The following is a 12,182-nucleotide window of genomic DNA, read 5'->3' as shown; positions in this document are numbered from 1 at the left end:
GGACTCCCTCAAAAGGTGTTGGTCAAAGATGGTCAATCATTGCAGGGGGCCGACGCACAGGGCAGACACATCAGCCAATGACTCAAAGCATGTATCCCGCCCAAATTTTTCGATCGACCAGATCAGCGGCAATTTCGATAAAGGCATCGCCAACAAATTTAGCTGCGGGACTGACGCGTCTGTCCGCCGGAAAAACCTGAACCAGTTTGCGCATGGGCACGGGATCCACTAACGGCGCCGCGCACAGCTCGCCGGCTTCGACCTGCGAATAGATAGACGCCAGTGGCAAGGCCGTCAAACCGAAGCCATGGCGAACCAGATCGATCATCGCGCCAAACGAGTCTGCCTCAATACTGGTCTTGAGCTTGATCCCGACTTCCCGCGCACAGTTGTCCATGATCACGCGAAGGCCATGTCGAGCACTGGGCAATATCAACTGCTGCTCGGCCAAAGACTCGAAGGACACCGGCGTATCGATGCGCAAGTTGGCACTGGCGGGGCCAACCAGCAGCAGGTTCTCCATCATCACCGGCACGATTCGAAGCGTATGCAGCGGTTGAGGGTCGTAGGAAATGGCCAGCTCCAACTCACCGCGCTGAACCCAATCGAGCAAGTAACCGCTGAAGGCCGAAGAAAACCTGACGGCAAGATTGGGATGCGCCTCACGGATCTTGCGCACCAGCGGTACAGTGACAATCTGGGCAACTGTCGGCGTTGTACCGATGACAACCGTTCCGCGGAAAGACGACCTGCCACCGACGACCGAACTCCGAATCGACTCCATTTCCTCCATGATACGAGTCGCGTGAGCCAGCACTTCGCGGCCGACATCGGTAATTTCCATCCCGCGTCCGTGTCGTTCGAACAGGTAGGCGCCGAGCTCTTTCTCCAACATTCTGATTTGCCGGCTGAGTGCCGGTTGCGCGATATGAAGACGGTCCGAGGCTTTGCTGAGACTGCCCAGCTCGGCCACATGAATCAAGGTTTTGAGTTGAACAACATCCATTACCGGGCCAGTCAGCATCGAGTTCGGCGCGATATGCGCCGAAAGTGTTAATCAGTGTATCCGTATTTACAAGCCTTGGAGTGCCCTGCACACCACGCGCTGCGGGGCTTGGCGGCCTTCGAGCGGGCTGTATCCCCCTACCTGCCAGGGCTGCACGCCCAGCTATAGAATTTGGGTATATCAGTTAGGCCTGCTTGACGGCTTATTGCCCTCCTCACTCTGCGGTAGCGTGCAATCAACGTCAGCGCCGAAGAGCGCTCGACTCACTACAAGAATAAGATTCGAGGGCTCGCGCCATGATTTCCACCGTTTGTTCTGACCTGGCTTATTCGAGTTTTCTGGGCCACGGGCCGTTTGCCTCCCTCGTGCATCCTCCCTCCCCCTTCTCTTCAGAAAACCGGACAGAGAGCGGACTCACGCCTCTTCGTTAAGCCGATCAATCCATCGAGTCAGTCACGTCGGACACGCATTAGCGTGCGCCTCGTATCGCCTCGCCTTGAAGAAAGGGTGAACATCATGTCGACATCTATCACAGGCTCGAAAAACCACGTGGCCCAGACCGGCCCCGTGGATACCCCAAGCCGCATAAAGGCAATCATCGGTGCCTGCTCAGGCAACCTGGTGGAGTGGTACGACTTTTTCATTTACGCCTATACCGCCATCTACTTCGCCGCTTCGTTTTTCCCCAAAGGGGACACCACCAGCCAACTACTGGCAACCGCCGGTGTTTTTGCTGTTGGTTTTTTTATGCGCCCACTCGGCGGCTGGATTTTCGGCTGGCTCGCCGACACTCGCGGCCGCAAGGCCTCGATGATCATCTCGGTGTTCATGATGTGCGCCGGTTCACTGTTGATTGCCATCATGCCAACCTACGACACCCTAGGGGTTGCAGCACCGATTCTGCTCGTGGCCGCCAGGTTGATCCAGGGGTTGTCGGTCGGCGCGGAGTACGGCACCGGCGCCACCTACATCAGCGAAATCGCGACACCCGGCCGTCGCTGCTTCTATGGCTCCTTCCAGTACCTCACCATCATCGCAGGTCAACTGTTGGCCTTGATGACCGTGGTCATTCTCCAGCAGACCCTCAGTGCCGAGCAATTGCACACATGGGGCTGGCGGATTCCGTTCTTCATCGGTGCCCTGAGTTCAATCGTCGTGGTGTATCTGCGGCGCTCGATGCATGAAACCGCCAGCAAAAAAGACATGGCCCGCAAAGATGCCGGTTCCTTGCGCGGCATGTTCAAACACAAACGGGCCGTCGCGCTGGTGGTGGCATTCACCATCGGCGGCTCGCTGTACTTCTACACCTTCACCACCTACATGCAGAAGTTCCTGGTGATCTCCGCAGGCTTCAGCCCGGAAACAGTCAGCTTCATCATGACAGCAGCCCTGGTCGGTTTCATGTTCTGCCAGCCACTGTTTGGCTTGCTCGCAGACCGTATTGGGATCAAGGCGCACATGCTGATGTTTTCAGGATTGGCCATGCTGCTGGTGGTTCCCCTGCTCTATTCCCTGCAGTCGGTCAAAAGCCCGTTTACGGCGTTCCTGCTGGTATTTGGAGGCCTGGCCATTGCGTCGCTCTACACCCCGATTGCCGGGATCGTCAAAGCCGAGCTCTTCCCCCCGGCGGTACGTGCATTGGGTGTGGGCTTTCCCTATGCCGTCGGCAATGCAGTGTTCGGTGGCACCGCCGAATACGTCGCCTTGTCGCTTCGATCACAGGGGATAGAGGAGTATTTCTTCTTCTACGTCGCTGCGATCGTAACCATTACGTTCATCGCCTCGATGTTGATGCCGAATCTGTCGCGCTATGGGTATATCAGCGGCAGCGGTGAGATTGAAGAACGTACCGGACTGCAAGGGCACACAAAACCGCATGTTGCCCGGGTTTGACGCCCTGCCCCTTACAAAGGGTTTTTGAAGGGGCCGAGACGATCCAAATGGATGTGAACGAACCCGGTCATCGCCGGGTTTCGCTTTATGGTTCGGCAGACTCGATGTATTTCATTAATAATGGATCACTTTTTCTCAATCGAGCCTGAGCAATGATCACGTTCAAGCAACTGGAAGCCATCTACTGGATTGTGGAACTGGGTAGCTTTGAATCCGCCGCCATGAAACTGAACATGTCCCAGTCAGCCGTCTCCAAGCGTATCCAGGAACTGGAAGACGCCTTTGACATGCCCATTTTCGATCGTTCCAAACGCAGTGCGCGCCTGACGGAAAAAGGCACGGAGCTGTTCGAGCAGGCTTCGGAGATCCTGCGCCAACGCGATTACCTGCTTGAGCGCATCAGTTCCAAGGAGGTGCTGGTCCGGCGCTTTCGTATCGGCGTCACCGAACTGACCGCGATGACTTGGCTACCGGTGCTGATCGAGGGCATCCGCAGCGCTTATCCCAAAGTGGTACTGGAACCTTCGATCGAACTCAGCACCGAGTTGGTGGCGAAATTGGAGAACGATCAGCTCGACCTGATCATCGTGCCCGACATTTTTGCCGACGCCCGTTTCGTCAGCACCCCGCTGAGTTCGGTGGAGAACGCCTGGATGTGTGCGCCTTCACTGCATCAGGGCAACGGAGTAATGAATATGCAGGCCATCTCCTCGTACACCGTACTGACCCAGGGCGGTGGCTCCGGCACCGGGTTGATCTATGAGCGCTGGCTCGCCCAAAACGATGTCCGGGTCAACCGCACGATCAAAAGCAACTACCTGATCGCCCAACTGGGGCTGACGCTCTCCGGTATCGGCATCAGCTACCTACCTCGCCAGTGCCTCTCACCGCTGGTGGAACAGGGCCGGTTGCAGATCATCGAAACCGAGCCCCCATTGCCTCCCATCCACTACATCGCCGCACACCGTGCCGATCGCCTTCAGGGCCTGAGCGTCGAAGTGGCGCGTCTGGCGGCACAGTGCTGTGACTTCAGCCACATGGTGTTGTAGCCCAGCGCAAGGAGCGATGCTTTTGCGCAAGCGGAGCCCGCTACAGGATGGTCTTCCCCACGTCATGCAACCGGGCCTTCAGCCCGGTTTTTTTATGCCTGCGCACGCTATAAAGCATGCCTTCCACAGTGCACTCCCATCAATAAAAGCGATTTGTTGGCAGGAGTATTTGTCGCTTTTTTTGCAGAGTCACAATCACTACTTTGGCTGGACAACACCGATAGAAAAATAAGGTCCACCATCATGTCCCTGCCTGAAGTCATGAAACCTGCTGTGCGTAGCCATTACCGCTGGGTGGTTGCGGCCCTGATCTTCCTGATTTACACCATCGCTGCCGCCGACAGGGCCAACCTCGGTGTCGCCCTGCCATTTATTCGTAAAGAGTTCGATATGAGCAATGCTGAGGCCGGTGGCTTGGTTAGCATGTTTCTATTGGCTTATGCCTTGGCACAGATCCCTTCTGGCTTTGCCTTCGGCCGTTTCGGGGTCAGCAGGATCCTGCCAGGCGCCATGGTACTGACCTCATTGCTGACCGGCCTGGTGGGTACGGCCAGCTCGCTGTTTGCCCTTAAACTGTATCGCCTGGGCCTTGGCGTCGCTGAAGGTCCGCTGCCGATCAGCATGACCACGACTATCAACAATTGGTTTCCCCCGCGAGAAAAAGGTACGGCTTCGGGGATATTCCTGTCCGCCGTCAAGTTCGGTCCCGTGATCGTACCGCCACTCTGTGCCGTGATTATTTCGGTCTGGGGCTGGCGAGAAATCTTCTACTTTTTCGCCGTACCCGGCATCGTCCTCGCGGTGGTCTGGTATTTCATGGTCACCAATCACCCTTCCCGCAGCCGGTTCGTCAACGAAGCCGAGCTCAACTACATTACCGAAGAAACCGACAGTACCCAGACGGCCCAGCAAACCAGCCCCCAGAAGACCCCGGCATGGTTGGATAGACTGGATCGTCTCATACGGGCTCGTCATGAAGCCCCCCTGGAAACCAACAAGCAGGTGTTCGCCTCCTGGAACATCTGGGGCTGCGCCACCAGCTACTGCTTTCAACTGGGCGTCTCCAGTGTATTGCTGGCCTGGATTCCAACTTACCTGATGACCGTCAAACAATTCTCGATCATGAACATGGGGTTGGTATCGGCGGCGCCATGGGTGGGTGCGGTACTCGGGAACCTGATCGGCGGCTTCTGCTCGGATCGGCTGCTCGGTGGGCGGCGAAAACCCGGCATGTTGCTGTCGGCACTGGGTACATCGCTGATGATGTACCTGCTGATAAACTCACCCGCCGAACCTTTGCCCTACGGGTTATTGCTGATGCTGACCGGTGTCGTCCTCAGCCTGGGCTTCTCTTCCTACATGGTCTACCCGATGGGACTGACCACCAAAAAAACGTTCCCCATCTCCAACGCCATCGTGAACATGATCGGTCAATTGGGCGCCGCGGCCACGCCCTTCATTACCGGACTGCTGCTGGACAACTATGGCTGGAACTATGTCTTTGCCTGGCTGGCGATCGGATCATTTATCAGTTTCGTCCTCTTGCTGACCATTTCCGAGCCACGGGCGAGATCAAGTTCCCCTGGCTGAAGCCCCCTTGAATAAAACCAGGCCGCTCGTTTGAGCGGCTTGTTCATGAACGATGCTGTCATCACTGCGAGGAGTTACACATGTCCCCCCAAGACAGAGAATTGGTTGCACTGTTTGAAGGTCTGGATACGCCTGGAGTGTCCGATGCCCTGGACAAACTGGGTCTGCCTGGCCAGTGCCTGGGCGTGATGCCCCTGGATAACTACCGCCAAGTGGTCGTTGGCCCGGCTTTCACCGTGCGCTACGTCACCGCCAGCTGCCCACCCGGCACGGTCGGCGACTTCATCGACGACGTGGCGGAAGGCGATGTGGTGGTCATCGACAACGACGGACGCACCGACTGCACCGTCTGGGGTGACATCATGACCCAATATGCCGGGAGTAAACGGATTGCCGCGACCGTGATCGATGGTGTCTGCCGGGATGTCAGCAAGGCTCTGGGTGATGGCTACCCGTTGTTCAGCAAAGGCCGGTTCATGCGCACCGGCAAGGATCGGGTCGAAGTCGAGTCGGTCAATCAGCCGGTTTCCATCGGCCAAGCCCGCGTCTGCGCCAGGGACATCGTGGTCGCGGATGCCAACGGCGTGGTCATCGTGCCCCGGGATCGCGCCCGTGAAGTGGCTGCGTCTGCCCGCGCGATCGAAGCCGTGGAAGCCAACATCCGGGCCTTGCTCACTGAAGGAAAATCCCTCAGGGAAGCCAGATCGGCACTGGGCTACCACACCCTGCAACGCAAGTCCTGAGCGTCACCTGCACCGCGTTCCCTTTTGCCCTCACTGTGCCTGCCCACGACAGCGCAATGTGAGGGTTTTTTTATATCTGCAGGTGCATCTCCTGCGTCTTTACCAATAACCCGCTGGCGTGGTCACCTACCTTCCCTCGGATAAACGAAAAGGGTGAGCCACCACGTTTGTGAATGCTCACCCTCTTATCCTGCACCCGTGCCCCGAACGGATCAGACCGTCAGCGGTTTCTCCCCGACCCGATCCGACGCCCCCAGCACAGCACCGGCGCGTTCGGCCTCATCCTCGCTCACCAACTGCCCTTCCCACTTGGCCACTACCGCCGTTGCAATGGAGTTGCCCACGGCATTGGTCGCCGACCGGCCCATATCGAGGAAGGTGTCGACCCCCAGAATCAGTAGCAGACCCGCTTCGGGAATATCGAACTGGGTCAGGGTAGCGGCGATAACCACCAGCGAAGCACGCGGCACGCCAGCCATGCCTTTGGAGGTGAGCATCAGCGTCAACAGCATGCTGATCTGGGTACCGATGGACATCTCGATGCTATACGCCTGGGCGATGAACAATACCGCGAATGTGCAGTACATCATCGAGCCATCCAAGTTGAAGGAATAGCCCATGGGCATGACGAAACTCGAGATCCTGCGTTTGACCCCAAAACGATCCAGCGCGTGGAGAAGCTTCGGGTAAGCCGACTCGGAACTGGCCGTGGCGAAAGACAGAAGGAAAGCCTCTCTGATCAGCACCACCAATTTGAATACACGCCGCCCCAGAAACATCCAGCCGGCAAACACCAGCATCGCCCAGAGCACGATCAGCCCGAAATAGAAGTCGCGCATGAAGACCGCGAACTTCACCAGAATGTAGAGCCCGTTGACCGCAACGGTCGCGGCCATGGCCGCCATCACCGCCAGCGGTGCAAGCTTCATCACATAACCAGTGACCTTCAACATCGCATGGGACAGATCCTCAATGACATTCACCAGTCGCTCGGCCTTTTTTCCCAGGGAGGCCAAGGCGACACCAAAAAAAATCGAGAACACCACGATCTGCAGAATTTCGTTGGTGGCCATAGCCTCCGCAAAAGATCTGGGCACCAGGTGCGTGGCGAAATCCTTGAGGGTGAACACCGAGGTTTGCAGGTTGGTCGCGCTGCTCACATCTGGCAACGGCAACCCCAGGTTGTGGCCGGGCTGCAGCAGGTTGGCCATGACCAGCCCCACCGACAATGAAAGCAATGAAGCCGTGACGAACCAGCCCAGCGCTTTGCCGAATACCCGGCCGACAGCACTAGCATCGCCCATATGCGCGATGCCCACCACCAGAGTCGAGAAGACCAGCGGGCCGATGAGCATTTTGATAAGACGCAGGAAGATATCCGAGACGATCGAGATGTAACCGGCCACCTTGGTGGCCATCGCCTTGTCCGGGAAGTTGAGGAAAATCATATAGCCGATAAAGATCCCCAGCAGCATGGCGATCAAAATGCCTGCCGCAGCCGGTAGCCTGTTTTTCATAGAGCACCTGTTGTTGTATTTCTGGAAATAGCCGGGAACAACATCCCTTGATCAGGCAACAGCCATCAAAGGACGGTGTGCAACCGACGAACTAAGGAATGAACAAGGCAAGTGCGAAATGCCGGTACCGGCAGACCGAGGGTGGATGCGGGTGAAACAGATCATGGACAGAGGACAGGACGGGGCAAGCCAACTGCAAGAGGCTGTTATACATAGGTGTAACCCTCGGATCTTATTGTTGTAGTGGCGTCGGCCAAGTGCTGTTACGACGTAGCCGAAAACTACCCTAGTCCTGCCTTCCTAATAAGAGCGGATCACGCTCTAGCTGATATGCCTAAATTGTATCGCCGTACACTAAAGCCTTGAACCTGGTCCTCACCACAGCAATCAGGTTTTATCCTTCCAATAACGCATGGCTATCGCAATTTCCCAATACCCAGCGACTCCACAGCCGAGCTATAGAAAATGGGCATATCTCAAAGACAAAAACGGTAGTCGTCGCTGCCTTCCATCCCTCCCAGAATGTGTGAAAACACAAAAGCAGCACCGCTTGGGAGACTGGCATGTCAACAGAAGCTGAACAAACCGTAGGGCCGGATTGGCAGGAGGACGTATTCCGCGTACTCAAGGCCCACGACGTCAAACATGTGGTCTTCGTACCGGATGCCGGTCACTCGGCCGCTATCCGTATGTCGTATGCCGACCCGGACATCAAAGCCGTGGTCCTGACCACCGAAGAAGAAGGGATCGGCTACCTCGCCGGTGCCTGGCTCGGCGGCGAACGGGGTGCGCTGCTGATGCAATCCAGCGGTGTCGGCAACTGTATCAACACCCTGGCGCTTCAGGTCTGCGCCGGCTTCCCGCTGCTGATGGTGGTCACCATGCGCGGCGACTGGGCCGAATTCAACGCTTGGCAAAACCCCATGGGTCAGGCCACCGAGGCCTCCCTGAACCTGATGAAGGTCATGACCTGGCGTGCCGATGATCCGAAAGACGTCGCCCCACTGCTGCACGGCGCGGCGACCATGGCATTCAACGGTGACTCTTCCTGTGCCCTGCTGCTCGGTCAGCGCCTGATTGGAGAAAAGAAATGGGTCAAGTAAGCGCAAACCACACCCTGTGCCGTCGCGAAGTGGTCAAGGCTCTGCTGGCCGACCGCAAAGACGTGCTGGTCGTGACCGGCCTGGGGTCGGCGTCCTACGACGTCATGGCGGCCGGTGACAATGACCTGAATTACTACCTCTGGGCCGCCATGGGCAGCGCAATCACCGTCGGCCTGGGCCTGGCCAACGCCCAGCCGGACAAGTCGGTGATCGTGGTCACCGGTGATGGTGAACTGCTGATGGGCTTTGGCGCCCTGGCCACCGTTGCGCTGCAAAAGCCCGCCAACCTGACCATCGCCGTGCTCGACAACGGCCATTTCGGTGAAACCGGCATGCAGGTCAGCCATGCCGGCTTCGGCATCAAGCTCGATCAAGTCGCGAAGACCTGCGGCTTCAGCTGGACCGACGAAGTCCGCGACATGGAAGGTGTACATAACCTGCGCGAGCGCTTCGCAACGCGCGATGGCGTCAAGCTCGCGACGATCAAGATCAAGGCGGAAAACCCGCCACGGGTGCTGCCACCGCGTGATGGTCACTACGTCAAAAATCGCTTTCGCGCTGCGCTGGGTTTCAACCCGATCTGATTGCTCCATGCCCGAACCCGCTCACGCAGGGCCAATGCCGTGCGTGACGCGTTGAGGAGAATAATAATGACTGACCGCAACTCTGAAGAACTCAATGCCATTCGCGAGGGTGTTCGTGCCCTGTGCGCTGAATTCGATGCCGCCTACTGGCGCAAGATCGATGAAGAAAAGGGTTTCCCCGAAGCTTTCGTCAAAGCCCTGACCGACGCCGGCTGGCTGTCGGCAATGATTCCCGAAGAGTACGGCGGCTCCGGCCTGGGCCTGGCCGAAGCCTCGGTGATCCTTGAGGAAGTCAACCGCTGCGGCGGTAACTCCGGCACCGTGCACGGCCAGATGTACAACATGTTCACCCTGTTGCGCCACGGCAGCGAGGCGCAGAAACGCTTCTACCTGCCGAAGCTGGCCAGCGGCGAGTTGCGCCTGCAATCGATGGGCGTCACCGAGCCCACCACCGGCACCGACACCACCAGGATCAAGACCACCGCGGTCAAGCGCGGCGACAAGTACGTGATCAATGGGCAGAAGGTCTGGATCTCGCGGGTCCAGCATTCCGACCTGATGATCCTGCTGGCCCGGACCACGCCCCTGGCCGAGGTGCAGAAGAAATCCGAGGGCATGTCGATCTTCCTGGTGGACCTGCGCGAGGCCATCGGCAACGGCCTGACCGTGCAGCCCATCGCCAATATGGTCAACCACGAGACCAACGAGCTGTTCTTCGACAACCTGGAAATCCCCGCTGACAGCCTGATCGGCGAAGAAGGCAAGGGCTTTCGCTACATCCTCGACGGCCTGAATGCCGAACGCACGCTGATCGCCGCCGAGTGCATCGGCGACGGTCGCTGGTTTATCGAAAAAGCCAGCGCCTATGCCCGCGACCGGGTGGTGTTCGGCCGGCCCATCGGGCAGAACCAGGGCGTGCAGTTCCCGATTGCCGAAGCCCATATCGAGATCGAGGCCGCCGACCTGATGCGCTGGCGCGCCTGCAAGGAATACGACAGCGGCCAGAACGCCGGGGCCAGCGCCAACATGGCCAAGTACCTGGCGGCCAAGGCGTCCTGGGAGGCGGCCAATGCCTGTCTGCAGACCCACGGCGGTTTTGGTTTCGCCTGCGAATACGACGTCGAGCGCAAGTTCCGCGAGACTCGCCTGTACCAGGTGGCGCCGATCTCCACCAACCTGATCCTGTCCTACGTGGCCGAGCACCTGCTCGAACTGCCGCGCTCCTTCTAAGTGATCGGCGCAACAACCCGGCGCGTCAGCCCAGGCAGGCGCCGCTGGGGAGCCATGACCAGAGAGATAACACTCATGAGCCAACCCAAAGGTCCGCGTCCACTCGATGGCATCACCGTCGTCAGCCTTGAGCATGCTATTGCCGCCCCCTTCTGCACCCGACAACTGGCCGATCTCGGCGCGCGCGTGATCAAGGTCGAACGTCCAGGCAGCGGCGATTTCGCCAGAGGCTACGACCAACGCGTCAACGGCCTGGCCTCGCACTTCGTCTGGACCAATCGCTCGAAAGAGAGCCTGACCCTGGACCTGAAGCAGGATTCCGCCAGCGAAGTGTTGGACCGCTTACTGGTCGGCGCCGACGTCCTGGTGCAAAACCTGGCACCCGGTGCGGCTGCAAGAATGGGGTTGTCCTTTGAGGCCTTGCATCAGCGTTTTCCACGTCTGATTGTGTGTGATATTTCAGGCTATGGCGTCGGTGGTCCCTATGAAAAGAAAAAAGCCTATGACCTGTTGATCCAGAGCGAAGGTGGATTTCTTTCGGTCACCGGTGGCCCAGGCGATGAAGCAATGGCCAAGGCCGGATGCTCGATCGCCGACATCGCGGCCGGCATGTACGCCTACACCGGCATCCTGTCCGCGCTGCTGTTGCGTGAACGCACCGGCGAAGGCAGCCACCTCGACGTGTCCATGCTGGAAAGCCTGGTCGAGTGGATGAACTACCCGATGTACTACGCCTACAACGGCGCACCGCCACCACCGCGCGCTGGTGCTGCGCACGCCACCATCTACCCCTATGGCCCCTTCCCAGTCGGTGACGGCACCACCGTGATGCTGGGGCTGCAAAACGAGCGTGAATGGCAGCTGTTTTGCGAGAAGGTATTACTTCAACCCGAACTGGCCAAAGACGAGCGCTTCTCTGCCAACTTCAAGCGTGTCGAAAACCGTAACGCACTACGGGAACTGATCATTGAGTCGTTCTCCACGCTCAACTTCGACGCCGTGATCGATCGCCTGGACCGCGCTCAAATCGCCAATGCACGAGTGAACGACATGCAAGGTGTCTGGAGCCATCCACAACTTGAGGCCCGAGGACGCTGGCGAACGGTTGAAACCTCTGCGGGCCCCATTCCAAGTCTGATCCCGCCCGGCAGCAACAGCGCGTTCGAATCCCGCATGGACGCCGTACCGGGCCTGGGCCAACACACCGAACAGGTGCTCAGGGAACTAGGGCTGGGAACGGAGCACATTGAACAAATGCGCGCCGCCGGGGCGATTTAGTCGCGACCTGATCATCCGCAGCCCGACTGAAACCATCAAAGATTTTCGAGAGAACACTGACCAATGAAGATCCTGGTAGCCGTGAAACGCGTGGTCGATTACAACGTCAAGGTCCGCGTCAAGGCGGACAATTCCGGCGTCGACCTCGCCAACGTCAAGATGTCGATGAACCCGTTCTGCGAAATAGCG

The 12,182-nt window shown here is 58.3% G+C and carries 10 protein-coding genes and 1 pseudogene; 9 read left to right on the top strand and 2 right to left on the bottom strand.

The features are described from left to right. Positions 1-82: 82 nt before the first annotated feature. Complete coding sequence (locus M5C56_RS10335; RefSeq protein ID WP_247263151.1) at positions 83-1,024, bottom strand: LysR substrate-binding domain-containing protein; 942 nt, start codon at positions 1,022-1,024, stop codon at positions 83-85. A gap of 498 nt (positions 1,025-1,522) precedes the next feature. Between M5C56_RS10335 and M5C56_RS10330 the strand changes: the two genes are divergently transcribed. The 4 genes from M5C56_RS10330 to M5C56_RS10315 all read left to right on the top strand — a co-directional run bounded on the left by M5C56_RS10330 (position 1,523) and on the right by M5C56_RS10315 (position 6,281). After that, positions 1,523-2,899: an MFS family transporter gene (locus M5C56_RS10330; RefSeq protein WP_103495627.1), complete on the top strand. Its 1,377-nt coding sequence runs from the start codon at positions 1,523-1,525 to the stop codon at positions 2,897-2,899. Positions 2,900-3,051: 152 nt separating this feature from the next. After that, complete coding sequence (locus M5C56_RS10325) at positions 3,052-3,948, top strand: LysR family transcriptional regulator (protein WP_103495582.1); 897 nt, start codon at positions 3,052-3,054, stop codon at positions 3,946-3,948. Between the two features lie 243 nt (positions 3,949-4,191). Next, a complete protein-coding gene (locus M5C56_RS10320; protein WP_103495581.1) occupies positions 4,192-5,538 on the top strand; it encodes an MFS transporter in 1,347 nt (448 codons plus the stop codon). Between the two features lie 80 nt (positions 5,539-5,618). Beyond that, positions 5,619-6,281 carry an RraA family protein gene (locus M5C56_RS10315; RefSeq protein ID WP_103495580.1) on the top strand — a complete coding sequence of 221 codons (663 nt, stop codon included), beginning with the start codon at positions 5,619-5,621 and terminating at the stop codon, positions 6,279-6,281. A 212-nt stretch (positions 6,282-6,493) separates the two neighbouring features. On the opposite strand, the gene M5C56_RS10310 is transcribed toward M5C56_RS10315, so the two are convergent. After that, positions 6,494-7,798 carry a dicarboxylate/amino acid:cation symporter gene (locus tag M5C56_RS10310; RefSeq protein WP_103495579.1) on the bottom strand — a complete coding sequence of 435 codons (1,305 nt, stop codon included), beginning with the start codon at positions 7,796-7,798 and terminating at the stop codon, positions 6,494-6,496. Positions 7,799-8,361: 563 nt separating this feature from the next. On the opposite strand from M5C56_RS10310, the gene M5C56_RS10305 reads away from it, so the two are divergent. The 5 genes and pseudogenes from M5C56_RS10305 to M5C56_RS10285 all read left to right on the top strand — a co-directional run. Continuing rightward, positions 8,362-8,901, top strand: coding sequence for a thiamine pyrophosphate-binding protein (locus tag M5C56_RS10305; RefSeq protein ID WP_103495578.1), 540 nt, complete (start codon positions 8,362-8,364; stop codon positions 8,899-8,901). Next, positions 8,889-9,485: a thiamine pyrophosphate-dependent enzyme gene (locus M5C56_RS10300; RefSeq protein ID WP_103495577.1), complete on the top strand. Its 597-nt coding sequence runs from the start codon at positions 8,889-8,891 to the stop codon at positions 9,483-9,485. Before M5C56_RS10305 ends, M5C56_RS10300 begins: the two co-directional genes overlap by 13 nt. 66 nt (positions 9,486-9,551) lie before the next feature. Beyond that, positions 9,552-10,715: an acyl-CoA dehydrogenase family protein gene (locus M5C56_RS10295; RefSeq protein WP_247263152.1), complete on the top strand. Its 1,164-nt coding sequence runs from the start codon at positions 9,552-9,554 to the stop codon at positions 10,713-10,715. 75 nt (positions 10,716-10,790) lie between these two features. After that, the gene (locus M5C56_RS10290) at positions 10,791-11,993 is read left to right on the top strand and encodes a CaiB/BaiF CoA-transferase family protein (RefSeq protein ID WP_177104816.1); all 1,203 of its coding nucleotides are present in this window, start codon (positions 10,791-10,793) and stop codon (positions 11,991-11,993) included. Between the two features lie 63 nt (positions 11,994-12,056). After that, positions 12,057-12,182, top strand: a pseudogene (locus M5C56_RS10285) (electron transfer flavoprotein subunit beta/FixA family protein); the annotation flags it as partial.

The organism is Pseudomonas sp. MWU13-2862 (genome assembly GCF_023242495.1).
In the GTDB taxonomy this organism is placed as follows: Bacteria; Pseudomonadota; Gammaproteobacteria; order Pseudomonadales; family Pseudomonadaceae; genus Aquipseudomonas; species Aquipseudomonas gingeri_D.
This window is presented reverse-complemented; position numbering and strand designations above follow the sequence as displayed.

What these genes read in the sequence shown, in the direction of transcription:
- M5C56_RS10335 (WP_247263151.1), bottom strand. Translation starts at nt 1,024, where the DNA reads ATGCTGACTGGCCCGGTAATGGATGTTGTTCAACTCAAAACCTTGATT.
- M5C56_RS10330 (WP_103495627.1), top strand. Translation starts at nt 1,523, where the DNA reads ATGTCGACATCTATCACAGGCTCGAAAAACCACGTGGCCCAGACCGGC.
- M5C56_RS10325 (WP_103495582.1), top strand. Translation starts at nt 3,052, where the DNA reads ATGATCACGTTCAAGCAACTGGAAGCCATCTACTGGATTGTGGAACTG.
- M5C56_RS10320 (WP_103495581.1), top strand. Translation starts at nt 4,192, where the DNA reads ATGTCCCTGCCTGAAGTCATGAAACCTGCTGTGCGTAGCCATTACCGC.
- M5C56_RS10315 (WP_103495580.1), top strand. Translation starts at nt 5,619, where the DNA reads ATGTCCCCCCAAGACAGAGAATTGGTTGCACTGTTTGAAGGTCTGGAT.
- M5C56_RS10310 (WP_103495579.1), bottom strand. Translation starts at nt 7,798, where the DNA reads ATGAAAAACAGGCTACCGGCTGCGGCAGGCATTTTGATCGCCATGCTG.
- M5C56_RS10305 (WP_103495578.1), top strand. Translation starts at nt 8,362, where the DNA reads ATGTCAACAGAAGCTGAACAAACCGTAGGGCCGGATTGGCAGGAGGAC.
- M5C56_RS10300 (WP_103495577.1), top strand. Translation starts at nt 8,889, where the DNA reads ATGGGTCAAGTAAGCGCAAACCACACCCTGTGCCGTCGCGAAGTGGTC.
- M5C56_RS10295 (WP_247263152.1), top strand. Translation starts at nt 9,552, where the DNA reads ATGACTGACCGCAACTCTGAAGAACTCAATGCCATTCGCGAGGGTGTT.
- M5C56_RS10290 (WP_177104816.1), top strand. Translation starts at nt 10,791, where the DNA reads ATGAGCCAACCCAAAGGTCCGCGTCCACTCGATGGCATCACCGTCGTC.